Raw genomic sequence first — 24,640 nt, 5'->3', positions numbered from 1 at the left:
CCCGCCGGCGCTGTCCCCCGACGCGGGCGAGCTCGACGTCGACCGGGCGAGTGAGACCACGACCGACTTCGAGGTCGGGGTGTTGCTGCCGATCGCCGTCGAGTCCAGCGGGACCAAGGGGTTGGTCTCGGGGTAGTAGGCCGCGGCCGATCCCCGCGGGGTGTCGTACGAGACCACCCGGAACCCGCGAACGCACCGGACCACGTCGTCACCGGTCCACCGGGTGGTGATGTCGACGAGGTCGCCGTCCGCCAGACCGAAGGCCGCGATGTCGTCGGGGTGCACGAAGACCACCTTGCGGCCACCCTCGATGCCGCGATAGCGGTCGCTGAGGCCGTAGATGGTGGTGTTGTACTGGTCGTGGCTGCGCAGCGTCTGCAGCAGCACGTGGCCCTCGGGCACGTGCACCACCTCGATCGGGGAGGCGACGAACTCGGCCTTGCCGGTCTTCGTGTCGAACGTCCGGGTGTCGCGCGGCGGGTGCGGCATGATCATGCCGCCCGGCTTGCGGACGTTGACCTCGTAGTCCTCGCACCCGGGGACGACCTTGGCGATGTGGTGGCGGATGGCGCGGTAGTCGTCGCGCATCGCCTTCCACTGCAGGCCGTACCGGTCCCCGAGCGTCGCCTCGGCGATGCGGGTGACGATGTCGACCTCGGACTTGAGCTGGGGGCTGGCCGGCTCCAGCGGGCCGCGCGACGCGTGCACCGAGCACGTGGAGTCCTCGACCGAGATCCACTGGGCCCCGCTGGCCTGGATGTCCTTCTCGGTGCGGCCCTTGGTGGGCAGGATCAGGGCGGTCTCGCCGCAGACGAGGTGGGAGCGGTTGATCTTGGTGGAGACCTGCACGGTCATGCGGACCTTGCGCATCGCGGGGATCGCGATGTCGGTGTCCGACACGGCCTGCACGAAGTTGCCGCCGAGCCCCATGAAGAAGTGGACCTTGCCGTCGCGCATGCCACGCAGGGAGTCCACGACGTCGAGGCCGTGCTCACGCGGCGGGTCGAAGCCGAACTCTTTCTGGAGCGCGTCGAGGAACGTCGCCGGGGGTCGCTCCCAGATGCCCATGGTGCGGTCGCCCTGGACGTTCGAGTGGCCGCGGACGGGAAGGAGGCCAGCCCCCTCACGGCCGATGTTGCCCTGCGCGAGGGCGAGGTTGACGACCTCCTTGATGGTGGCGACCCCGTTGCGGTGCTGGGTCAGGCCCATCGCCCAGCAGTAGACGGTCCGGGTCGACCCGCGCAGCATCTCGGCAGCCTGGGTGATGAGCTCACGGGACAGCCCGGTGACCTCGACGACCTGGTCCCAGTCGACGGCGCGGACGTGGTCGCGCCACTGCTCGAACCCCGTCGAGTGGGTGGCGATGAACTCGTGGTCGAGCGCGTCCCACTCGACGAGCAGCGACCCGATCGCCTGGAAGAGCGCGAGGTCGCCGTTGACCTTCACCGGCAGGTGCAGGTCGGCCATCGCCGTGCCGTGGCCGACGACGCCCTTGGGCTTCTGCGGGTTCTTGAACCGCACGAGCCCTGCCTCGCGCAGCGGGTTGATCGAGATGATCTTGGCGCCGTTCGCCTTGGCGATCTCGAGGGCGGACAGCATGCGCGGGTGGTTCGTGCCGGGGTTCTGGCCGGCGATGACGATGACCGATGCCGTGTGCACGTCGTCGAGGGTGACGCTGGCCTTGCCGATGCCGATCGACTCCTGCAGCGCGATGCTCGTGGACTCGTGGCACATGTTCGAGCAGTCCGGCAGGTTGTTGGTGCCGAACGCGCGGACGAACAGCTGGTACGCGAACGCCGACTCGTTGGAGGCGCGGCCCGAGGTGTAGAAGGTCGCCTCGTCCGGACTCGCGAGCGAGCGCAGCTCGGCGCCGATGAGGTCGAACGCCTCGTCCCACTCGATCGGCTCGTAGTGCGTCCCGCCCGGACGCTTGACCATCGGGTGGGTGATGCGGCCCTGCTGGCCGAGCCAGTGCTCGGTGTGGGCGTCGAGCTCGGCGATGCTGTGCTGGGCGAAGAACTCGGGGGTGGCCCGGTCGCGGGTGGCCTCCTCGGCGACCGCCTTGGCACCGTTCTCGCAGAACTCGGCCGTGTGCCGGTGACCGGGATCGGGGTCCGGCCAGGCGCAGCTCATGCAGTCGAAGCCCTCGGCCTGGTTGAGCTTGAGGAGCGTCTGGGCCGTCCGCTTGAGGCCCATGTGGTCGATGGAGCGCTTCATCGACACCGCCACCGCCGTCGGACCGGCGGCGTGGTCCTCCTGGCCCTTGACCACCAGGTCGGCCTCGGAGTAGTCGCTCTCGTCGTGCTTGCCCATGCGTGAACCTCGTTCTCCGGGTGCCTGGCGTTGCCGGGCGCGTGCCGCGCGGGCCCCGGTCCGGAACCTGCGCCTTCACCCCGAACGTACCCAGTCCCACCCGAACCATGCGCGCCCGGGATGCCCGATCCCCGGTGACCACCCGNNNGGGGGTCGGTCCACGGCGGCACACGGGGGAGCTGGGGGGAGGGCGGCCGGGGCACGGCCTCGGTAGCGCTCGGCAGGGCTCGGTAGAGCTCAGTCGGCCCGGACTCGGCTGGGTCGGTCCGGGCGCGGCTCAGACTCGGCGCAGGACCGCCGTGACCTTGCCGAGGATCGTGGCGTGGTCGCCGTCGATCGGCTCGAACGCGTCGTTGTGCGGCATGAGCCAGACCTTGCCGTCCTTGCGCTTGAACGTCTTGACGGTCGCCTCGTTGTCGAGCATCGCCGCGACGATGTCGCCGTTGTCGGCGGTCGGCTGCTGGCGCACGACCACCCAGTCGCCGTCGCAGATGGCGGCGTCGATCATCGACTCGCCGACGACCTGGAGCAGGAAGAGCTGCCCCTCGCCCACGATCTGCCGGGGCAGCGGGAAGACGTCCTCGACGGTCTCCTCGGCGAGGATCGGCACACCGGCGGCGATCCGGCCGAGCACCGGGACGTACGACGCCTCGGGACGCCGGTCGTTCATCCCCGTCTCGTCGAACACCGCCGTCTCGTCCTCGACGCTCGCCCCACCGCGGTAGCCGCGCATGTCGGCCGTCGAGTCGGGGGAGACGACCTCGATCGCGCGAGGGCGGTTGGGGTCGCGGCGCAGGAAGCCCTTGCGCTCCAGGGTGGACAGCTGGTGGGCCACCGAGCTGGGGGAGGTGAGACCGACGGCCTCACCGATCTCGCGCAGGCTCGGGGGGTACCCGCGGCGGTCCACCGAGTTGCGGATCACCTCGAGGACCCGGCGCTGGCGGACGGTCAGACCGTCACCCCGATCGCGGTCGGGGAGCTCCTTGACGTTGTCCTCGCTCATGCCGTTTCCTCGTTTCCGCAGGTCAGGTGGCGTATGCCGCCGTGCTCAGTGCTGTGACGGGTGGGACTGTCAGTGGCCTCTGGTGTGCTGTGAGGCATGAACACAGCGTATGGCGTTCGAACGTCAGTGCCAAACATGTGTTCGAGGCGTGTCTTGAGAAGTTCGAACATGCGTGCTAGAAATCAGCCTAGAGGAACTTCGTACAACCGTTCGAAGGGCTTCGGCCACCTGACCACCACGGAGGACCAGATGAGTGCAGCAGTTGCTTGGGACGTCGCCCCCGCCCCCGTGCGGATGCCCGTTCGGCCCGTGCGCCCGCAGCTCGTCTCGGTGCCCACCGGTGAGGACGTCGTCATCCGTCCGGCGGTGCCGTTGCGGCTGACCCGCGCCGGCCGCCTGGCGATCACCGTGTCCGTGGCCGTCGCGGCGGTGGTCCTCGCGATCAGCCTGCTCTCGGGGGGCGCGTCCGCAGCGGTCATCGAGCACTCGACGACGGTGCAGACCGGTCAGACCCTGTCCGAGGTCGCGGCGGCCCAGCTGCCGCAGCTGCCGGTCACCGAGGCCGTGGCCCGCATCCAGGTCGCCAACGACCTGACCGGATCCGACGTCCACGCCGGGCAGACGCTGCTCATCCCGGCCGCCGGCTGAGCGAGGTCACCTCGCCCCCTCACCCGGCATCGGGTGGGGCCGAGAAACCTCCGTGTGAGGGGCGCTCAGGGCTTCGGCGTGATCTTCGGTAGGGCCTTCACGGCCTTGATGTGTCGGTACTTCAACGCCCCGGTGGTGGTGGCGCGGCTGAGGGCGACGTGGTCGACGAGGACCGGTTCACTCAGCTCGGCGATCGGCATCGAGGTCGAGTAGTAGGCGATCCCGCCCCTCATCCGGTACACGACGCCCTTGGTCGTCCGGAGCATCGTCGTGTCGGCAGGCACCGCTCGCAGGCGGTTGTAGGCGCCGCCGTCACCGGCCCGGTCGATGGCCACCTGGTCGACGATCGTCGTGGCCTTGCTGCCGCCGACGTTCGCCCACGCTGAGACGTGGATCGGGGCGCCACCGGCCATCCGGTAGATCTCCGCCCGCTGCGCGCCCTTGATGAACGTCCCGTCCGGGATGGTGGCCGGCAGGGTGGCGAGGGCGCTGGCCGAGACGGCCATCGTGGCCTTGGCACCGCCGAATGCTGCCCACGTGCTCACGTAGACCGGTGTGGTCCCGACCAGTCGGTAGATCTGCCCGTTCTCCCGGACCTTGAGGAAGCTCCCGGATGCCGGTGGCTGGTAGGGCTGGTCCTTGAAGTGCAGGAAGTTGCTCGGCCAGTTCGCGTCGCCGCGCGGGATGGTCATCCGGGAGGAGTAGCCGCTCCAGGCCGAGTCCGACACGACGATGTAGGAGCTCGTGACCTCTTCCACGTACCCCACGTGGCCGTTGCCGGGCGCGTAGTGGCTGCCGTAGTTCCACTGGGCGATCGCCCCGGTCTTGGCCGTCTGGTCGACCTTGATGCCGCGGTTGCGGGCGCTGGTGGCCCAGCTGCCGCCGCTGCCCATGGCGCTCTGCTGCTTCACCCCGTTCTTCATCAGCCGGTAGGCCGCATAGTTCACGCAGTTGTTCCCACTGGAGTTCACCGGGTACCCCCACACCGACTTCCCGGCGTACCCCGAGAACGAGATGCAGGCGATGGAGTTGGCCTTGCACTCGCGGGAGAGGGTCGCGGCTGAGGCCGGTGGCGCGGTGACCGCGAGTCCGGCCAGGGCGACGAGGGCAACGGTGCCGACGCGGGCGAGGAGGGGGGACAGTCGGGAACGCAGCATGACTTCCTGGGGGTGGGGGACAGGACAGCGCCAGGAGACGCGCATCGCCCCGCCGCGAGGGGTGGCGGCGGACAACCTGTTCAGGCTGGACCGACGGTGTCCGGTTTGTCAGGCAGATCCGGTAAGTCCAACCGTGTAATTCGCCTCCGGTCTCAGATCCCCGTGAGCTCGAGCCGTTTCTCGAGGAACTCGGCCAGCTGCAGTGCCGCGGCACGCACGGCCTCCCGGCCCCTGGCGTCGGCGCTGGGGGCCAGCCTGATGTCGACCTCGACGACGTCTGCCCGGCCGGTGCGCTTCCAGGCGCCGACGTTGGTCTGGTCGAGGACGACCGTGGCCCAGAACGGGTCAGGGTGCTCGGCCAAAGGGTGGTCCGTCGCCACCGGGAAGTTCACGGCCGGGTAGCTGAGCACCACCTCGTCGTAGACCGGGAAGAGGTGTGCCGCGGGGGCGGCCGGGCTGCGGCGCGGCACGACGGCAGGGTCGAACCAGTGCGGTGTCCCGTCGACGTCCACCACGTCCAGGTCGTCGCCCAGGTCGGCCAGCGCGGCCCTGGTCCCCGCGACGGTGAGCGACGACCACCGGGTGAAGTCCTTGATGCCGGCCGGCCCATGCCCGCTGAAGAACCGGCGCACGAGCTCGCGGTGCGCGTCGTCGTGGTCGAGGTGCGTGGCCGGTGGCACGACGTCGTCGACCAGCGCGTACGAGTGGTGCACCCCCTTGACCGGTCCGGAGCACACCAGCCCCCGCAGCTCGGCGACCATGATCAGGTGTCCGAGCTGTTCGCCCGGCCTGATCGGTGATCGCCTTTCCACGAACAGCTCGCCGAGCTCGGGGCGGGTGCGGAACTGCCTGTCCTGCAACAGCTCAGCCAGCAGGGTGAGTCCGCCGTCGAGCCGCCGCGGGTCGTCGAGCCCGAGCTGCCGGTGCCGACCGGCGCTGGCGGCGAGGACCCGGGGAGAGGTCAGCGCGAGGATCCAGCGCAGGTCCTCCCGGGCGACGAAGTGCCACGTCGGCCGCAGGATGTGGGTGCGCACGAAGGTGCCGGCATCGAGCTCGCGGCGCACCGTGGCATTCGTGCTCCTGCGGGTGCGCAGGCCCAGGGAGAAGAAGGCGTGGTCACGTTCCTGGCTCTGCACGCATGTGAGCAGCCGCACGGCCTCGGTCGCGGTGCGCAGCGGGGCGGAGGTGAGGCGTTGCGTCGCGAGGCGCTGGGACAGGACGCGCGAGGGATCCATGGCGCCATCCTCTCGAAACGAGCCGCGCACGGGGCGATCATGGAGGTATGGAGCAGAGCGCCACCATCGACATCGCCGCCCCGCCGGATCGCGTCTGGCAGGTCCTGTCGGACGTCGAGCACTGGCCGGAGTGGACCGACACGGTGCGGTGGGTGCGGCGGGTCGACGACGGGCCGCTGCGCACGGGCTCGCAGGCCAAGATCAGCCAGCCGCGGATCCCGACCGTGGACTACGTGGTCACCGAGCTCGAGCCGGGGAGGTCGTTCACCTGGGTCAGCGGCGGCGGTGCAGCCCTGACCACGGCACGGCACGTCCTCGAACCCCTGCCCGGGGGCGGGACGCGGGTGCTGCTGTCCGTGAAGCAGGAGGGATGGCTCGGCTCGTTCGTCGGGCGGTTCTACCGGGGGCTCACCGACCGGTACCTGGCGACCGAGGCCGCAGGCCTGAAGGCACGGTCCGAACAGGCCTGAGGTCGTCAGCGTGGGCCGTCAGCGGAGGTCGTCAGCGGAGGTCGCGGCGCATCACGAGGCGCGGCATCCTGCTGGCCACGGCGTCGGTGGTGCCGATGACCTCGAACCCTGCCTTCTCGAACATCCCGCGGGTGCCCACGAACGCCATGGTCAGGTCCATCCGCCCCGGCGGGTCGACCGGGTGGGCCTCCACCGCGGGCGCTCCGTGTGACGCGGCATACGCCACCGCACCCTCGAGGAGCTGGTGGGTGACGCCGCGCCGGCGGAAGCCGGAACGGACCACCACGCAGATGATGCTCCAGACGGGGACGTCGTCGACCCGTCGGATGAGCTTCGAGGCCTCCAGGCGGGGGATCTCGGTCCGCGGGCTGATGCTGCACCAGCCGACCGGTGTGCCGTCCAGGTAGGTGACGACTCCGGGTGGGTGGTCCCGCTCGCAGAGGGCGCGCATCGCGTTCTGCCGGCTCCCGCCGCCGAGCTCGCGGATCTGGGGCGCCGCGAGCCGGTGCGACAGGCACCAGCAGTGGTTCTCGCGACGGTTGGGGTTGACGATGTCGGCGAAGTCGTCGAACCGCTCGGGCGTGACCGGGTGCGTCTCCCACTGCTCAGCCATGGACCCACTCAACCACCGCGCGCCGACAGCGCGCGGCGGTCGGGGGAAGGACTCAGCGGGCGAGGTAGCCGCCGTCGATCGGGTAGTAGGTGCCCGTGGCGAACGACGAGCCGTCACTGGCCAGCCACGCGACCAGCTCGGCGACCTCCTCGGGCTCCCCGAGCCGCTGCAGCGCGTGCTGGGTCCCGAGGAAGTCCAGCGTCGCCTGGTCGAGGTGCTGGTCCAGCAGCGGGGTGCGGATGAAGCCCGGGCCCACGGCGTTGACGCGGATCTTGTCACCGGCGTGCTCCCACGCCGCGGCCTGCGTCATCCCGACCACCCCGTGCTTGGCCGCGGTGTACGCGCTCGCGGTGGCGAACCCGACCGCGCCGAGGATCGAAGCCATGTTGACGATGGAGCCCCCGCGCCCACCGGCCTTCATGGCCCTGATCGCGGCGCGCTGCGTGTAGAAGACACCGTCGAGGTTGACGCCGATGACCTGGTGCCACGCCTCGTCGGTGTAGTCGCCGCTGGTGAGCGACTCCCCGCCGATGCCGGCGTTGCAGACGGCGACGTCGACGTGGCCGAGGTGTTCGACGACCTGCTCCATCGCGCCGTCGACGGCGGCCGAGTCGCTGACGTCGACGACCGCGCCGTGCACCCGGCACTCGAACGCGTCGAGCTCCTTGAGCACGACATCGATCGCGCCCTGGTCGAGGTCCCAGACCGAGATGTCGGCCCCCGAGCGGGCCAGGGTGCGGGCGCAGGCGCGGCCGATGCCGGACGCCCCTCCGGTGATGACGGCGACCTTGCCGCCGAGTCCGTAGTGGTTCATGGGTGCTCCTCCTGTGGGGTCCTTCCACTGTCGTGAGGGTGGTGGTGCCCGAGTAGGGTCCAAGGGCCCTGTGTGGCACGGCGCCGCACCGCCGCTAGTGGTTCGTGGATTCGGCGACAGGAGACGGACGTGCTCGAGGCAGGGTTCTGGGGTTTCGTCGGCGGGGTCGCGCTGCTCATCGGCGCGGCAGCCGGCATCTGGCTGCCCACGTCCAAGCGCGTCATCGGCTGGGTCATGGCGATCGGCTCGGGGGTGCTGGTCAGCGCCCTGACGTTCGAGCTGGCCGGTGAGGCCTACGACAAGGCCGGGGGAGTCGCCACCGTCCTGGGCCTGCTCGGCGGGTCGGTCGTCTTCTTCCTCGGCGACTGGTGGATCGACAGCCGCGGCGGCCACCGGCGCAAGAGCCCCAACGGGCCGCAGGCCGGCGCCGCCGGGTCCGCGCTCGCGCTCGGGGCCCTGCTCGACGGCATACCGGAGTCGGCGGCGATCGGCGTGAGCACCATCGGTGGGGGAGGCGTGGGGGTCGCCGTGGTCGCCGCCGTGTTCCTCTCCAACATCCCCGAGGGCCTGTCCTCGTCCGCCGGTATGCGGTCCGCCGGGCACAGCGCGCGCTCGATCATGGGCCTGTGGCTGGGGGTGACCGCGGCGGCGACCGTCGCGGCCGCGCTGGGTCGGGTGCTGCTCGACGGCGCGGACCCGACGGTGGTCGCGACGATCCAGGCGTTCGCGGCGGGGGCGATCCTCACGATGCTCGCCGACACCATGGTCCCCGAAGCCGTCGAGCACGCCGGACGGCTCGTGGGACTGCTCACCGTGGTGGGGTTCTGTGCGGCGTTCCTGCTCTCGATGGCCTGATCGGGCCTGATCGGGCCTGATCGGCGCCGCATCGGGCCGGTTGGGTCCTGCACACCACATGTGGGGACGTTCGCGGCCTCCTGACCCCAGATCTGGGTGCCTCTGACGTCCCAGAAGTCACACCAGCACCACTTCGGGCGTGTCGCGGCGGACCTCCGCACGCCCCTGACCTGCGGCGATGCACACTGCCCAACAAGTTTCCCGGACTCGCTTGCGTCCTGGATCACAGCGAGGCAGACTATCCCTACATCTAGTGGTTACACCGCTGTAGTTCGTCCACATGTAGTGCACAGGACAAGCAGGGTTCTCCACACGTTGTCCCCAGAACGTCCACAGATTCATCCCCAGACCGACCCCGTGGGAGGAGCGCCGCCATGCACTGTCCGTTCTGCCGGCACACCGACTCCCGGGTCATGGACTCGCGCACGACCGACGACGGCAGCTCCATCCGCCGTCGCCGCCAGTGCCCCGAGTGCGGCCGCCGCTTCACGACGATCGAGACGGCCAGCCTCACGGTGACCAAGCGCTCCGGCGCGAGCGAGCCGTTCAGCCGGGGCAAGGTCCTCGTCGGGGTCCGCAAGGCCTGCCAGGGCCGCCCGGTCACCGAGGACGACCTCGCCCTCCTCGCCCAGCGCGTCGAGGAGTGCATCCGCCAGCAGGGTCAGGCCGAGGTCGAGGCCCACGAGGTGGGCCTGGCGATCCTCGGACCCCTGCGCGAGCTCGACGAGGTCGCCTACCTGCGGTTCGCCAGCGTCTACCAGGCGTTCGACTCGCTCGAGGACTTCGAGGCAGCGATCACCCTGTTGCGCGCCGAGCGCGACGCGACGGGCACCGAGCCGGAGCCCCAGCCACAGACCAGGGCCGGTGCGCCGCCGGGCTGAGCCCCGCTGCACGACCGGCGCCTCACGCAAGCACGCACGACAGCACGACCACGTTCCGCACCAGAGCAGCACCACCGGCACCGACCCCCACTGTCAGTGCCGCCACCCAGAATTGACACCACAGCATCACCAGGGGCTAGGGAGGCCACCAGAAATGACTGAAACCGCAGGCGCACGTGCAGGTGCCCGCAAGAAGGGCGCCGCAGGCGTCAACGTCGAGCGCATCTACACCACCCCTGGTGTGCACCCGTACGACGAGGTGACCTGGGAGAAGCGCGACGTCGTCCAGCAGAACTGGAAGACCGGCGAGACGATCTTCGAGCAGCGCGGTGTCGAGTTCCCCGACTTCTGGTCGGTCAACGCCTCCACCATCGTCACCACCAAGTACTTCCGCGGCGCCGTGGGCACCGAGGCTCGTGAGACGGGCCTCAAGCAGCTCATCGACCGCGTCGTCCTCACCTACGTCAAGGCGGGCAAGGAGCACGGCTACTTCTCCTCCGCCGAGGACGCCGAGATCTTCGAGCACGAGCTGACCTACGCCCTGCTGCACCAGGTGTTCAGCTTCAACTCGCCGGTGTGGTTCAACGTGGGCACCAAGAGCCCGCAGCAGGTCTCCGCCTGCTTCATCCTCGCCGTCGACGACTCGATGGACTCGATCCTCAACTGGTACAAGGAGGAGGGGAAGATCTTCCAGGGCGGCTCCGGCGCCGGCCTGAACCTCTCCCGCATCCGCTCCTCCAAGGAGCTGCTGTCCTCCGGTGGCACCGCCAGCGGCCCGGTCTCCTTCATGCGTGGCGCCGACGCGTCCGCAGGCACCATCAAGTCCGGTGGCGCCACGCGTCGTGCGGCCAAGATGGTCGTCCTCGACGTCGACCACCCCGACATCATGGAGTTCGTCGAGACCAAGGCGCGCGAGGAGGACAAGATCCGCGCGCTGCGCGACGCCGGGTTCGACATGGACCTCGGCGGCAAGGACATCACGTCGGTCCAGTACCAGAACGCGAACAACTCGGTCCGTGTCTCGGACGAGTTCATGAAGGCCGTCGAGGCCGGCACCGACTTCGGTCTGCGCTCGCGCACCACCGGTGAGGTCATCGACACCGTCGACGCGCGGGAGCTCTTCCGCAAGCTCGCCGAGGCCGCCTGGGAGTGCGCCGACCCGGGCATCCAGTACGACGACGTCATCAACGACTGGCACACCAACCCCGAGACCGGCCGCATCACCGCGTCCAACCCGTGCTCGGAGTACATGTCGCTCGACAACTCCTCCTGCAACCTGGCCTCGCTGAACCTGCTCAAGTTCCTCAAGGACGACGACACGTTCGACGCGGTCACCTTCCAGAAGGTCGCCGAGCTCGTCATCACGGCGATGGACATCTCGATCTGCTTCGCGGACTTCCCGACCGAGGCCATCGGCGACACCACGCGTGACTACCGCCAGCTCGGCATCGGCTACGCCAACCTCGGCGCGCTGCTCATGGCCACGGGCCACGGGTACGACTCCAACGGTGGCCGCCAGCTCGCCGCCTCGATCACCTCGCTGCTCACCGGTGCCGCCTACAAGCGCTCCGCCGAGATGGCCGGTGTCGTCGGTGCGTATGCCGGGTACGCCCGCAACGCGGACGCCCACAAGCGCGTCATGCGCAAGCACCAGAGCGCGAACGACTCGATCCGCCCCCTCGACACGATGGACATCACGATCCACCGCGCCGCCACCAAGGTCTGGGACGACGTCGTCAAGCTCGGCGAGAAGAACGGCTACCGCAACGCGCAGGCCTCGGTGCTCGCGCCGACCGGCACCATCGGCTTCATGATGGACTGCGACACCACCGGCATCGAGCCCGACTTCTCCCTGGTGAAGTTCAAGAAGCTCGTCGGTGGCGGGTCGATGCAGATCGTCAACCTCACCATCCCGCGTGCGCTCAAGAAGCTCGGGTACACGGGCGAGACCATCGAGGCGATCGTCGAGTACATCGCCGACAAGGGTCACGTCATCGACGCCCCCGGCCTCAAGACCGAGCACTACGAGATCTTCGACACCGCCATGGGCGCGCGCTCGATCGAGGCCATGGGCCACGTGCGCATGATGGCTGCGGTCCAGCCGTTCCTGTCCGGTGCGATCTCCAAGACGGTCAACCTGCCGGAGGACGCCACGGTCGAGGAGATCGAGGACGTCCACATGCAGGGCTGGAAGCTCGGCCTCAAGGCGATCGCGGTGTACCGCGACAACTGCAAGGTCGGCCAGCCGCTGTCCGACGGTGGTTCCACCGCCAAGGACGCTGCGGCTGACAAGGCGACCGCTGCCGCCGAGGCCAAGGTCGAGAAGGTCATCGAGTACCGCCCGGTGCGCAAGCGCCTGCCGAAGCGTCGTACCTCGCAGACCACGTCGTTCGCCGTGGGTGGCGCCGAGGGCTACCTCACCGCCGGCACCTACGAGTCGGGCGACCTGGGCGAGATCTTCCTCAAGTTCGGCAAGCAGGGCTCGACCCTCGCCGGTGTCATGGACGCCTTCTCGATCGCCGTGTCGATCGGCCTGCAGTACGGCGTGCCGCTGGAGACCTTCGTGGAGAAGTTCACGAACCTGCGGTTCGAGCCTGCCGGCCTGACCGACGACCCCGACGTGCGGATGGCACAGTCGATCATGGACTACGTGTTCCGTCGCCTGGCGCTGGACCACATGGACTTCGACACCCGTTCGTTCATGGGCATCCACACCGCTGCCGAGCGTGCGCGTCAGCTCGAGACCGGTTCCTATCAGGCCACCGAGTCCGACGAGTCGGACGAGGAGCTCGAGGACGAGCTGGAGAACTTCAGCCAGTCCGCCCCGGTCTCCGTCGCCAAGCCGGCTGCCAAGTCCGAGCCGGCCGTCGAGGGCAAGTCCCTCAAGGCCGACACGGTGAAGTCCGGTGCTGGTGCGGCTTCGGCTCGTGAGGTCTCGGGTGAGGTGCACTCGTCCGCCGAGCTGCTGGAGAAGTTCCAGGGCATCTCGGCCGACGCGCCGATGTGCATGACCTGTGGGACGAAGATGCGCCCGGCTGGCTCCTGCTACGTCTGCGAGGGTTGCGGCAGCACCAGCGGCTGCAGCTGATCCTGCACTGTCAGTCCCGATTGGTAGAAACGACCCAAACAGGTTGGTGCGGCTCGCGAATCGCGAGCTGCACCAACGCAATTGGGTAGCTGGGTGAGCCAGCTGGAACTTGGAAGGTGCCGACATGGCCAGAACTCTGGTGGACCTCTTCGCAGGGTGCGGCGGTCTTGGGCTTGGGCTCGAGCGGGCAGGCTTCGAGACGGTGTTCGTGAACGAACTGCATCAGGACGCGATGGATACGTACCTGCTCAACCGCCCGCTCGGCGACCTCAAGGCGAAGCAAAACCACGCCAACGATATCGTTGAGGTCACCCAGAGCTCAGGCGAGCTCGATGCGCTGGCTGAGCGTCTTCGCAGGGAACACGGCGACATCGATCTGGTGGCTGGCGGCCCGCCTTGTCAGGGATACAGCGGGATCGGCCACCGACGAAGCTTCGTCCTGGCGAAGGAAGAGATTCCGTCCAACCACCTCTACCGGGACATGGCCAAGTTCGTTCAGGCTGTCCAGCCGAAGGCCTTTCTCTTCGAGAACGTTCGCGGGCTCCTGAACGCCCGATGGATCCCGACCGGCGAGAAGGGTGAGATCTGGGAAGAGGTTCGCCAGACCTTCAAGAACATCACCATCAAGCGCGGACGGAAGACCCTTCACTACGAAATTGGATGGGCCCTCGTGTCGGCGAAGGACTATGGCGTCCCACAGAACCGGCCGCGAGTACTAATGATCGGCTTCCGTTCGGACATCGCACCCGCCAGACGCCCCGGTTTGGTCGCGGATGGCTACCTGCCGCAGCCCGACGGAGGCGCCCCGGACCCCATAGATCTCTTGGGTGACCTGGACGACCCTCATTGGATCAGAGGGGGGAGCACATCCCGCTACCTCGTTGATCCGAAGAATGAGGTGCAGGAGCTCCTTCGCACCAGCATCGACGGCAGGCTGCTGTCCAAGGGTGCCCCGTTGACGGAGCAGGTGTATGGAAACCACGCGGATCGTATCGTCGCCAAGTTCCAGTACATGCTGAACAATGACGGGCAGATCCCTGTCGAGATGCAGACCAAGAAGTTTGCACAGAGGGTCATACCCAAGCGTTGGGGGCCGGGTGGCCCGAACATGACGGCGACGTCACTTGCTGATGACTACGTCCACTTCTCCAGACCGCGCGTACCTACCGTGCGCGAGTGGGCGCGAATCCAAACCTTCCCGGATTGGTACCAGTTCGCAGGAAAGCGAACCACAGGAGGCCGCCGCCGCGCGGGGGACCCCTCGACGGGTGACTGGGTTAGAGAGGTCCCGAAGTACACCCAGATTGGCAACGCCGTGCCAGTCAAGTTGGCCGAGTCCGTGGGCCACCACATTCGTCAACTGCTACAGGGGTGACCCCTGGGCGTACGCGCAACCGCGGCGTAGCAGCTGCGCGATCACGTCGTAACGGATTGTCTCGAAAACACCCGCTGTCGGTTACGTACTTGCCAGACAAATGGCACCAAGCGCCCTAGGGTTGGGAGGCGTCGAGACCAAAGGGTGGGTGGAGCAGTGCTTAAGTCGTCAGACTTCCCAATCGAGTACGCGGTAGGACAGTTTGCCGCAGTTGGTCTGGAAGCGGGTTATCTGGTCCCGACTGAGACGGGGCTGGCCAAGAGCGTCCTGGACGCTCATTACTCGTTGCGTGTCTTCCTCGAGGAACACGGCGTTCACGACTTTGCGACCCAAGAGCAGGGCCAGGAGGCCAGAGTTCTGCGGCCCGCAGACTTCGTATACGCTGACCGACTGGAACCTACGCAGGTCTCGTTCTACAGACCTACAACCAAAAACGGTGACCCGAGACTTTGGATCTACGGGTTGGGGGGCTACGCGGAGCCCGGCAATCTCATCGTTTTGCTGGCCTCGCCATCTGGGCGGCTCCAGGTGGTCAATGTCAGCGTTCCGGAGATCCGCAGTTCCCTGACCGACGATGGATCACCCCTTAACGCTCTTGTTGGGGAAGGCCCCACTGTCGGGCCCCCCATGGAGTTGCCCGCTCAATCGCTCGAGTCTGGCCACATGCTCGAAAACACTTCGTACTGGGACGTGTTGGCGGACCTGTGGGGAAGGTCGACAGGCGGGTCGGATGTCGCGGCCAGCCCAGACTCCGATGCCAGTCCTTGGCCGTCTGCCCCTAGCGCCCCGGGTGTGGATGAAGCCGTCGGGTGGTTTCGCGGCCGGTTGAAGGATTCTGCATCGAAGCCAACTCTCGTATTTCTAGTCGGCGGTCCAGGTGCGGGCAAGTCTTATGCGGCTGCTAGCGCCGTTGCAGAGCTCGTGGCCGTCGATCCACCAACTGATGGTTTGGCTCACCGTACTTATCAGTATCAGGCGGCGGGCCGGAAACTGACGGTGGTAAATGATGCCACGATCACGAGAGCCACCAACCTCGGCTCGGCACTCACGGCCGACATCGATGCAGCGCTCGACGAGCAGCGCCACCTTCTTGCTTGCGTAAATCGCGGCGTTCTAGTCGAAGAGCTAGCCTGCTTGCGGAAGGACGCATCGGTCACCAACCCGGGTGGACTCCTGATTGAGTGGATGCATGGGGCGGAGCCAGAGCCCTTAACGCAAGGCGACTTGAGGCTTGACCCTGTGGAGTCGCATGGATACATCAGGTCTGCGTCAATAACTCGCGGCGAGGACGTGCTTGCAGAGGCCGTTGTTGTCTTTGTTGACGTTTGTTCCCTGCTCGAAGTTCGTCCAACTGTCGATTGGGCATCTTCAACATCCTCCCTCAGTGTGCGCTCGGACCCATACGCGGTCAGTCGCCTCACGCGTAGAACGGTCGAGCACCAGCAGAAGACGTCTGCCGGTGCCCTGTTCCAATCCGTTGTGCGCAGGCTTCAGGACGTTGGCGGTCTGGACGGCACCGGTGACATTCAATTCGACCCAGTTCTTGCTAATATCCGATCCCTCTCTGACTTGCAAGTTCGGACTGGTCTCATCACATTCCTTCGGTCGGCTGAGGTTGCTTCGGCCAAGCGTTTCGCCTTTCGAGAGCTTTGGGGGATTGTGGTGCGCAGCCTCGTAGGACACGCTCCGGAGGGTCTTGATGGAGGAGAATTGCCGAGTCTCCTTCAGCGGCTGCAGCCGGACCCTCAGGGATCGGAGGTCGCCCATTGGGAGGCGCTGCAGGTGCTGGCAGGCATGCGCTTTTCTCAGGGGCTGGTGGGCGCACAGCTACCTGACGGATCGGGCGATCCCAGCGTCAATCCCATTACCAAACTTCTGTGGCCCTTGGATCCAGTAAGAGATGCTCGCCCAGGGCGTTACCAGCCGAAGACGTGGAACAGCGGATGGGCAACGCCCGTTGTCGATGCGTTCTCCGGGCAGATCGCCGCCGGTTCGCCATTGGAGACGCTCTTGGAAGACCTCGACGAGGAGGATGCGCTTCACCGGGCGGTCGCGAATTTCGATTGGGCTTTGGATAAGGCGTTTGTCAGGGCCAGTCGATCAAGTCTAGTAACCACCTCGACGCGGCAAGAGATGATCGCCTGGTATGGCGCGTACCTCATGCGTCTGTACGCGATATCTAACGGTATTTCGGCTTTTCGGTCAGAGGTCGCTATGTGGACTCAGGCATGGCGCGATGCCCCTAATCTGCCAGACGCACTGGATCGCAGCCTGACCACGCTTCTTCGACCGAAGCGCGATCCGAATGATCCAGCGTCCTCGGTTTTGGTCCCGCTTTTCGATAGTCGGACGAGTCCTATCGTGGGAGCTCAGGCTGAGCCGAGGCTGGCGCTCAAGACTGACGGTGTTGAAATGACGACGCGACGAAACGGAGACGCCCTCTTGCTACAGCTCTCAGAAAAGTCCAAGACTGTGGGCAGGGTTGAGTTGGACTTTCCGCTCATTCGGGAAAGTCTGGCTTGCTCGATGGAGCACATCGGAATCACGGAGCAAACGTCTGTGGCGAGTCCGCGTCTCGAGAGGTTCAGAGCGGCACGTCTGGCCCCACATCTGCTGCAAGGTGCGAAGTACAGAATCGTTGTTGGCGCCCACGAGTACACATTTACCGTGGAGGACTGAAGTGGGCGTCTCCGCTGAACACATGATCTTCCCCCTCCCGCGGCCCCAATATGTCGCTGTTCCGGAAGCTCTCACCACGGCTTTGGCTTGGCGAGAGCTTATTGCCCCGTTACCGGGGGATCCTTCGGATGCGCATGGCGGAGAGCGAACGCCCGCCGTCTTGTTCCGGAAAGGGGACCGCAAGGACTCGAAGACGTTGACATATCTCGAATCTGATCCCTCATCCAACGAGGCGCGCCTGCGCCTTCTGGCGTCTGCCCTTGATGAAAACGGCGTGGTCTCGGAGGAGCACCAGGACCTACTGGCCAGGTCCCTGATGAGTAGTCTCGCAGGTGTTCGCGCGGAGAAAGGTTCGTCCCAAGCGGCCGTGCCAATAACGCCGGCGTTGGCCCTGATGCAAGACATGAGGGGCCTCCAAGGTGCGAAAAACCCGCCTGACGTAGGTCTGATCCTTGAGCGAATGTTCGCCCTTGATTGCTCAACATCCAACATCGGTCCAACGGTGGCCGGTCTCTGGCATTCGGCTGTTAAGCACCGGTTGTCTCTTGATCCTTTGGCCTCGGCAATTGACTCGTCGGTTGCAAAGGGCGTGCACAACGATCGCGTCGAGGTGCGAGACAAAGTGGACACCGTGTTGCCGGAGTGGTGGCACGGACGCCTGCCCGACACTCCGTTCGCCTGGTTCCGCGAGACGTGGCTACGTCTGACCGACGATGCATGGGTCGAGGCGCTCCCAGCACGCGTTTGGGTTGACTGGGCCTCGACAGTGCTTCGTCTCGCACTGGGCCTCGGGTACCTGTGGGAAGCCGCTTGGTACGCAACGGTTGCCCGCCACGTCTTGCGGGGGGAGGCCGCCACCTTTGACGAGGTCCGCGGAGCCGTGCCGTCATCACTTCCGTGGAAGTCGACTCAGGCCGACATGTCCCTGCGGGACCTGGCTGCACCCGTTGGTTGGCGCGTGCGACGAAGTCAACAGCTGCGCTCCCTACTTTCGGCATGGATAGACGAGAATGGGGCTGCCTCCGAAGATTTCGCATCCACGATCCTCAGCATGTCGCGGGATGAGGATCTGTCGCTTGCCCTTGAGGAGGCCCTAGGAAGCAGGGTCCGCGCCAATGAGAACCTTTGGGAAGCGGTCAAGTACGCGCTAAAGACCCGCGACACGTCCGGGCCCTACGCTGATCACTATGGATTGCTGCGGTCACGCGGCCGCTATCTGTGGGTCGATCCTGGCACTGAATGGACGGCAGTCGTGGCGAGCCTTTGTTGTGGAAAGCCTGACACGACCGTGGATCTCGCTGCCGTCTTGCGCGCCCTTGGACAGCTAGGCCTCCATCCGGAGCTTGCTGACGTCGTGGCCCTGCTGGAGAGAGCAGGTTTGGCTCGAGGTAGTGCAGACGCCGATCAAGGCGTCGTCGTTCAGAGTGCCTTCTAGAGGGGTTGGATCTTGCAGCACGCGACAATTTTTGGAACTGGCATCGGTCGTTGTCTGGCCAGAGACTCGGGACTTACGGCGGCCTACCTGCCTGAGGGCGTACCTGAAGCCACTGCGGAAGCGATGGTGCGTGCGGCGAATCATGTGAGGCCCGGCTTGCCGCCCTTCGCCATTCTCGTGTCCCCCACAGACGAGTCTGACGAGGATGCGGCGTATTTGCGGGTTTCTCCACAGAACGCCATCAAATACCGTCAAGGTGACCGTCTCGCTGTTGTAGTTGGTCGCCACCCTGACCTCGCGTCCTTCGTGCAGGCCTTTCGTGAGAGCCTCGGCGAGGAATATCCCCTAGCAGCAAAGGGGAACCTCGCCCTCGCCGAGCTCTCGCGGGTCCTCCTGCAGGCTATTGTCGAAGAACTGGGAATAGTTGCTCCGATCACACGAAGCGACTCTGACCGCCTGGCTGCCTGTCTGGCCGCAATCGCGGATACCTACCGATACCTCGGTCAGGGATCTCTGTCCTGGAATGCATACTGGTTCCGACATGCCTCTCTTGGTATTGAACGTCTGGCAAGCTCGTTGTCTGTTTTGGCGCGGGACGAGCCTGAGCTCGATGTTTCCGCGACTCTCGCAAGATATACATTCGCTGCGTTTGGCCTACCCCGGCCCAACGATGGCGCTGCCTACACGCGCCGCCACCGAGGTAGGGAGATTGGTGAAGCACTCGCAACCTGGTGGGGAGATCAGCAGGCGATCGAGACAACTGCAAAGCAGTTGGCACACCACCCTGACTGCGCCGGAGAGCAGCACCCACTAGAGTCTTTGAGTTGGGCCGGTTTTGGCCGCACGTTGGCAGCGGAGGACAATCAACTGTACGCATGGGTGAGCCACGGGCTACATGATGGCCATGGTGCGTTGATCGCTTTCGCTTCCCTAACTGAATCGCAATTTTTCTCTCCACTTCAGGCATCCGCGGGCTCGGAGCTCCGCTTCGAATCCCGTGGCGGCGACGACCTCTCGATCGGCTCGGGATCTGGTGGGTCGTTCGCCATTCCGGGGTGGAACGTGATATCGGATGCTCATGGATCCCTGAGCCATTCCTGTCGAGTGCTGATCCCAACTCTGGCGCCAGTAACTGCCGACCTCCCTGCCACCTCCATTTCGCTTCGGGTTTCTGACAAGAGAGTCACCTGGCGTGGGTCCGCAGAGGTCGCCCCGGACGGGTCGCTTTGGCTAGTTGGGCAGTTTGAACAGTCGGTGGCGGGACCGTCCTTTCGCCATGTAGTTCGGGGCCTGACGGCAACGGTCAGCATCGCGTCGAACGATCAGCTGGCAGGGGTCGTCGACACATCGGCGAGCTCCCGGATCTATCTGTTGCCCCCGGCGGGTACTGGGCTCGCTGTCTGGCCTATCAAGCCAAAGGGTCTAGGTACGGCGAAAGTAGTCGGCCCAGAACGATTCTCTGCCGAGGGCGTGGTTCAGGATCAGGAACCCTTCTATCAGGTTGACGTCGAACCTTCGAAGACGCACGTGGTCCTATTGTGGGGCGCTGATGTCGACGTCCCACTGGTTGCAGGGCAGATCCAACTTCAGCCCTGGGTAAATCAGGGCTACTGGTCAGGTGAAGTTGCGCCTGGCGGTCTGGACTCCATAACTCTTGGTGAGGTGGGATTTGAGCTCCGTACGCCCGATCCCTCGGACTCATTCCAGTCGCCGGTCGTAGCGGCTATTCATCGTGGTGCCGTGGCCAGCGGAGGCGCAAGCCTTCAATCGCGGCGGTCGGTACGGGGCCGTCTGGAGGCCATGATTGGCCAACACTGCGCGAGCTCTGAGTGGTTGGTCGCTCATGGGCATGTTGCGCTTCCAGAGGCGCAGTCGGACAGATCAAACGATCTGAAGCTGCAACTGCACAGTGGTATTCTCATGCCGGGATCGCTCTCCAGCACTTGGTCAAACGTCGCTCAATTCTCTGTTCCGAACGAACTCAGAGATTCAGATGAGGCTAAGGCTTTTCGGAAGGCATTCGTCGACCTCAAGGTGCCGGCCTCGTTGCAAACGGAGGTGCCCGATGGTGGGCAACATTCAGAATGGCCATCCAGAACATCATGGCGCCACTTGTGGCGTGACCAGACCGCGCTAAGCGCGTATCTCGAGGCGTATACCGCCCTGGTGCAGCATGCGAAATCCCTTGGGGATCCCGCCGGACTCTTCTGGGCTACGTACCCTTTCTCTGCGAGCGTATGGGATGCGTCGGAGTCGGGTCGTTGCTCAGCGGTGCTTCTTAGCCCCCTGCATCCAATCAGGTTGGCGTGGCTGTCATGCGTTGAAGAAGTTCTGTGGGAAGCCGAAGATGCTCGGTCGTTGGCGGGAACCGTGGAGGGCTGGAACTTTCCCCTTCTGGGCCCACGGGACTCCGAGGGCGGCCGAATGATTGCCGTGCCAATTGACAACGGCGAAGAACAGATATTTCTTGGCTGGTCGATGCTCGTCGAGGCGTCGGTGGATGGACACCGAGCCTTGAAGTCGCCTGGTGAGATCGCGGGACAGCGTGCACCGGGATCTGCTGCCAGTGGGCTGAACTCCACGGCGGTTGCGTCTGCGCTCAGGAGTTACAGGCGCATGAACCCCCACGTGTCGACCCTCACGGTCGACCTAGCCGCGACCACCGCGACAACCCGACTCGAGGAGATCGACGAGGCGGTACTGGCCGCCGTCAAGTATTGGAACGCGGGGGGGAACAGCGCACTGCGAGGCGGGGTCAGGATCCACGATTCTCTGAACAGACGGGGTGACGCTCCCCGAGATGCCCTGACTCGATTGCTCGAGAGCGACACGATGACACCAATAGCTTGGTCGCGATACCAGCACGACACGAGCAATCCTCAGCTTTGCAACATTCGCCTTTTGCAGGACGCAGGAGTGCAGGTTGAGGTCGGCAACGGTGAGCTGGGCAATGCGGGGTTAGTGGGAAACATTCCGCTTCGCAGGTTTGAAGCGCAGCAGGCCCTCGCATCGGGTGGCAAGCAGGCTGAGTCCAGGCCTGCAATTCGTCCGGAAATGGGTTGGGAACCATTCTCTCATGCGCTGATGGCCTGCGAGGGTGCCCACGCGCAGCCACGCGTGTCATCAAGACTCTTCAAGGCTCTTCTGGTGGATCAGAACGCCGATTGGACGGTCTCCGGGGAAACTATGGTTAATCCGGGAGCAATGGCGGCGCTCGTAAATGAAGGCAGTGGGGGTAGTCAAATGCTCTGGGAATGGCGCCCTCCATTTCTGGATGGTGCTGACGATATGCCTCTACTGGAACGAAGGCCGTTCGTTTCCGTGGTTAGAGTTCCCGGTGGGTTCAGGCGGGAGCTTAAGGCGGTTCTTAGCCACGCGCAGGGCTCCGAGGCCACGGACCTTGAAGTAGACGAATTGCTTGGGACTCTCGGATCTCGGGGGGTGGGACTTTCGTCTTTGGTCGCCATGGGTGGCACCCATGCGGCCGGAGCCCTGGGTTTCTATCTAAGTCTAAAGCTGCTCGAAAAAGGAGCATCTAACCAAGCCTTTGATCAAGTGGTCCTCCCCATAGATGCATGCGACACGTTCTTGACGGCACTATCGCAATCGAAACACGGCGATGCCCTGCGACGCGCTGACCTCTTGGTGGTCCGAGTGGACGACACGGCGCTGACGCTCGTGCCAATTGAGATCAAGTTCTATGGCTCATTATCCGACCACCCGCAACAACACCTGCCACAGCCGGGCGATCAAGCCCTTCTTGATCCTCTGGAACAGCTCGCTTCGACCACGCAACTTCTCCAGAAGATTGAGGCGCGGAGCGAGGCCCTGTCCGCTGGCGTGGATGCAAATTCTGCATTGTGGCACAACGGCTTGGCAGCCCTCGTGGAAGCGGGCCTCCGGCTCAGCCCGACACCTATTCATAATGTCGACAGGCTCGCCGAACGCCTCCATCGGCTCATCGATGGAAAAATGCCGGTGCGAGTTGGGAAGCCAGTGCTTTGTTATTTCCGTCACAGCGCCACAACCACTGATGGGAGGGCCTTTACTGCGCATGTGGACGAGAGTGCGGCGGACCTCGGTGCATATGGCGCCTTGATTGCTAACTCTGGGGCCGCGTTTAACGCAGCTCGGAATGATGGAGATGCATTGTCGGACGCATGGACGGACGTCGTCACTTGGGCGTCCCAACCTCCGGCTGTCCGCGATAGTGATCCCGTAGACCTAGATCCCATTCCTCTGAACGACGTGCCACCCCACGTGTTTCGCACACCACAACGCCCGACCTTGGCTCCAATTGAGCCGGCCCAGGAGGCGCCGCACAAGCCGACGGTGCAAGTGGTCGAAGAAGCGGATGAAGCCGAGCTTGGTTCCATCCCTGAGGTCGGGATCTCTCCTAGCGCCGGCACGCCTGCGCTCGATTCGACGGAGGGCATTCGCTTTCAGGTAGGAAAGCTGACCGGAACCCTTGGTCCCGCAGGCGCTGACTATTGGCCAAGCAATACGGAATTGAACCAACTCAATATTGGGGTGGTGGGAGATCTTGGAACAGGAAAGACGCAGCTGCTAAAGGCCCTTGTACATCAACTCAGGCGCTCGGCCGCAGAGAGTCAGGAGAATCCGGTCTCGCTCCTAATTCTGGACTACAAGCGGGACTTTCAAGACGGCGATTTCCTTGCCAAGGTTGGCGGAGTGGTAATGGCTCCGTCGGGCATACCTCTGAATGTCTTTGCAATCAATGGCCCCTACACTCCACTGGCCGCGTATCAACGAGCGCAGGCCTTCACGAATATTCTCTCGCGAATCTATGCTGGAATTGGCCCGGTTCAAAGGGACCGTTTGGTAACGATTGTGACAGCGCTCTTCAAAGAACAGTCAGGTTTGCCACCCACGTTGGCGCAGGTTTTAGGCCGATATCGTGCCGATATCAAGCAGCCGGATGCCGTTGTGTCGATCTTGAATACTTTTGTCTTGGCGGAGGTGTTTAGCGATGAGCCCGACGACCTCCTCCCTTTTGGGCAGCTTCTCAATGATCGTGTGCTCGTGGTGGCACTCAATGAGCTCGGGGCCGATCAGGAAGCGAAGAATGCTCTTGTGGCATTGTTTCTGAACATGTACTACGAATACATGCTGGAGCTGCCCAAGTGGCCCTATCGTGGAGCAAACCCCCAGCTAAGAAGGTTGAATTCATTCCTTCTTGTGGATGAAGCCACAAATATCATGCGCTATCAGTTCCCGGTATTGATGGATCTGATGCTACAAGGCCGCGAATTCGGCGTTGGCGTGATCCTTTCGTCCCAATACCTGTCTCACTTCAAAGAAGGTGATACCAACTATGGGCAGCCACTCTTGACATGGTTCATCCACAAAGTGCCGAGCGTGGCTCTAAAGGATCTCGTCTCGCTCGGTCTTAATCGTGCGACAGCGGAGCAGGCGGCCGAAATTTCTAGATTGCCTGTGCACCATGCCCTGTACTCGTCCTTGGGATTCCCTGGCCGATTTATGCGTGGGTTGCCCTTTTATGAGCTTGAGGCCTGACCGGCCACGGGGCCCCAGACTGAGCTCACCACCGTGTCTGAATGTCGACAACCTCGAGGGCGGCTGGGTTGGTCCTGAGAGCTTCCAATGCAGACTTCTCAATCTGACGTATTCGTTCTCGAGTGACGCCGAAGACTCTGCCGATTTCGTCCAAGGTCTTGGGCTTTCCATCGTCGATGCCGTGGCGCAAGTTCAACACGGCGGCCTCGCGCCGTGGAAGGGTCGTCAGGATGGCAGCGGCTGACTGCAAAACGACAGCATCTACAGCCAGATCCTGAACGTCAGGCTCACAAGCGTCCCACAGCACTGACGCAAGATCTGTGGTCGGGGCGTCCACATCAAACGGCGCGGAGATCGGTAGTGACTCGACCGAGATGCGAACCGGCTCATCGAGAGAGAACACACGCTGGTCGTAAGCCAAAGCCTGTGCAACTTCCTTGGCCGTGAGGCCGCATTGGGCCGCGACCTGGCAGAGTGACGGACGGCCGTAGCCCCCGTGCTCACGCATTAGAGCTTTACTCGCGGACTGAACCTTA

Annotated in this window: 16 protein-coding genes; 9 read left to right on the top strand and 7 right to left on the bottom strand. The window is 64.8% G+C overall.

Annotation, left to right across the window (positions count from 1 at the left end; genetic code table 11):
- Both ASD62_RS05055 and lexA read right to left on the bottom strand, forming a co-directional pair.
- Positions 1-2,313 (bottom strand): FdhF/YdeP family oxidoreductase (locus ASD62_RS05055; protein ID WP_157581564.1); only part of this gene is annotated, 2,313 nt, incomplete at its 3' end.
- Between the two features lie 277 nt (positions 2,314-2,590).
- A complete protein-coding gene (lexA, locus tag ASD62_RS05050) occupies positions 2,591-3,316 on the bottom strand; it encodes a transcriptional repressor LexA (protein ID WP_056915027.1) in 726 nt (241 codons plus the stop codon).
- Between the two features lie 249 nt (positions 3,317-3,565).
- On the opposite strand from lexA, the gene ASD62_RS05045 reads away from it, so the two are divergent.
- Positions 3,566-3,964, top strand: a complete 399-nt coding sequence (locus ASD62_RS05045) for a LysM peptidoglycan-binding domain-containing protein (protein WP_157581355.1) — start codon at positions 3,566-3,568, stop codon at positions 3,962-3,964.
- A 65-nt stretch (positions 3,965-4,029) separates the two neighbouring features.
- Here the strand turns inward: ASD62_RS05045 and ASD62_RS05040 are convergent, their stop codons facing one another.
- Together ASD62_RS05040 and ASD62_RS05035 are read right to left on the bottom strand one after the other, a co-directional pair.
- Positions 4,030-5,121: a CHAP domain-containing protein gene (locus ASD62_RS05040; protein WP_056915025.1), complete on the bottom strand. Its 1,092-nt coding sequence runs from the start codon at positions 5,119-5,121 to the stop codon at positions 4,030-4,032.
- 152 nt (positions 5,122-5,273) lie between these two features.
- Positions 5,274-6,356, bottom strand: a complete 1,083-nt coding sequence (locus ASD62_RS05035; protein ID WP_056915024.1) for a winged helix DNA-binding domain-containing protein — start codon at positions 6,354-6,356, stop codon at positions 5,274-5,276.
- A gap of 47 nt (positions 6,357-6,403) precedes the next feature.
- Here ASD62_RS05035 and ASD62_RS05030 point away from each other — a divergent pair, with 47 nt between their 5' ends.
- A complete protein-coding gene (locus ASD62_RS05030) occupies positions 6,404-6,826 on the top strand; it encodes an SRPBCC family protein (RefSeq protein ID WP_056915023.1) in 423 nt (140 codons plus the stop codon).
- A gap of 31 nt (positions 6,827-6,857) precedes the next feature.
- On the opposite strand, the gene ASD62_RS05025 is transcribed toward ASD62_RS05030, so the two are convergent.
- Entirely contained in the window at positions 6,858-7,439 is a 582-nt protein-coding gene (locus tag ASD62_RS05025; RefSeq protein ID WP_056915022.1) for a GNAT family N-acetyltransferase, read from the bottom strand.
- A gap of 52 nt (positions 7,440-7,491) precedes the next feature.
- The gene (locus ASD62_RS05020; RefSeq protein WP_056915021.1) at positions 7,492-8,253 is read right to left on the bottom strand and encodes an SDR family NAD(P)-dependent oxidoreductase; all 762 of its coding nucleotides are present in this window, start codon (positions 8,251-8,253) and stop codon (positions 7,492-7,494) included.
- A gap of 129 nt (positions 8,254-8,382) precedes the next feature.
- Between ASD62_RS05020 and ASD62_RS05015 the strand changes: the two genes are divergently transcribed.
- The 7 genes from ASD62_RS05015 (at position 8,383) to ASD62_RS20040 (ending at position 24,104) form a co-directional block, all read left to right on the top strand.
- Complete coding sequence (locus ASD62_RS05015; RefSeq protein ID WP_056915020.1) at positions 8,383-9,108, top strand: ZIP family metal transporter; 726 nt, start codon at positions 8,383-8,385, stop codon at positions 9,106-9,108.
- 374 nt (positions 9,109-9,482) lie between these two features.
- Complete coding sequence (gene nrdR / locus ASD62_RS05010) at positions 9,483-9,989, top strand: transcriptional regulator NrdR (protein WP_056915019.1); 507 nt, start codon at positions 9,483-9,485, stop codon at positions 9,987-9,989.
- Positions 9,990-10,143: 154 nt separating this feature from the next.
- Positions 10,144-13,077: a vitamin B12-dependent ribonucleotide reductase gene (locus ASD62_RS05005; RefSeq protein WP_056915018.1), complete on the top strand. Its 2,934-nt coding sequence runs from the start codon at positions 10,144-10,146 to the stop codon at positions 13,075-13,077.
- A gap of 124 nt (positions 13,078-13,201) precedes the next feature.
- Positions 13,202-14,452 carry a DNA cytosine methyltransferase gene (locus ASD62_RS05000; protein WP_056915017.1) on the top strand — a complete coding sequence of 417 codons (1,251 nt, stop codon included), beginning with the start codon at positions 13,202-13,204 and terminating at the stop codon, positions 14,450-14,452.
- A 792-nt stretch (positions 14,453-15,244) separates the two neighbouring features.
- Positions 15,245-17,131: a hypothetical protein gene (locus ASD62_RS20050; RefSeq protein ID WP_157581351.1), complete on the top strand. Its 1,887-nt coding sequence runs from the start codon at positions 15,245-15,247 to the stop codon at positions 17,129-17,131.
- A gap of 22 nt (positions 17,132-17,153) precedes the next feature.
- A complete protein-coding gene (locus tag ASD62_RS20045; RefSeq protein WP_157581349.1) occupies positions 17,154-18,566 on the top strand; it encodes a hypothetical protein in 1,413 nt (470 codons plus the stop codon).
- 12 nt (positions 18,567-18,578) lie between these two features.
- Positions 18,579-24,104, top strand: coding sequence for a hypothetical protein (locus ASD62_RS20040; protein ID WP_157581347.1), 5,526 nt, complete (start codon positions 18,579-18,581; stop codon positions 24,102-24,104).
- Positions 24,105-24,129: 25 nt separating this feature from the next.
- On the opposite strand, the gene ASD62_RS04985 is transcribed toward ASD62_RS20040, so the two are convergent.
- Positions 24,130-24,640, bottom strand: a 511-nt coding sequence (locus tag ASD62_RS04985) for a sigma factor-like helix-turn-helix DNA-binding protein (RefSeq protein WP_304438289.1), incomplete at its 5' end; no start/stop codon positions are given.

Origin of the sequence: Phycicoccus sp. Root563 (assembly GCF_001427915.1) — a bacterium.
GTDB lineage: Bacteria > Actinomycetota > Actinomycetes > Actinomycetales > Dermatophilaceae > Pedococcus.
Note: the sequence above shows the minus strand (reverse complement) of the source record. Positions and strands in the feature narration are given on the sequence as shown.

Bases quoted from the DNA above. Each gene is read 5' to 3' on its own strand.
- ASD62_RS05000 (WP_056915017.1), top strand. From the start codon at position 13,202: ATGGCCAGAACTCTGGTGGACCTCTTCGCAGGGTGCGGCGGTCTTGGG.
- ASD62_RS05025 (WP_056915022.1), bottom strand. From the start codon at position 7,439: ATGGCTGAGCAGTGGGAGACGCACCCGGTCACGCCCGAGCGGTTCGAC.
- ASD62_RS05035 (WP_056915024.1), bottom strand. From the start codon at position 6,356: ATGGATCCCTCGCGCGTCCTGTCCCAGCGCCTCGCGACGCAACGCCTC.
- nrdR (WP_056915019.1), top strand. From the start codon at position 9,483: ATGCACTGTCCGTTCTGCCGGCACACCGACTCCCGGGTCATGGACTCG.
- ASD62_RS05040 (WP_056915025.1), bottom strand. From the start codon at position 5,121: ATGCTGCGTTCCCGACTGTCCCCCCTCCTCGCCCGCGTCGGCACCGTT.
- ASD62_RS05045 (WP_157581355.1), top strand. From the start codon at position 3,566: ATGAGTGCAGCAGTTGCTTGGGACGTCGCCCCCGCCCCCGTGCGGATG.
- ASD62_RS05020 (WP_056915021.1), bottom strand. From the start codon at position 8,253: ATGAACCACTACGGACTCGGCGGCAAGGTCGCCGTCATCACCGGAGGG.
- ASD62_RS05030 (WP_056915023.1), top strand. From the start codon at position 6,404: ATGGAGCAGAGCGCCACCATCGACATCGCCGCCCCGCCGGATCGCGTC.
- lexA (WP_056915027.1), bottom strand. From the start codon at position 3,316: ATGAGCGAGGACAACGTCAAGGAGCTCCCCGACCGCGATCGGGGTGAC.
- ASD62_RS05005 (WP_056915018.1), top strand. From the start codon at position 10,144: ATGACTGAAACCGCAGGCGCACGTGCAGGTGCCCGCAAGAAGGGCGCC.
- ASD62_RS20045 (WP_157581349.1), top strand. From the start codon at position 17,154: ATGATCTTCCCCCTCCCGCGGCCCCAATATGTCGCTGTTCCGGAAGCT.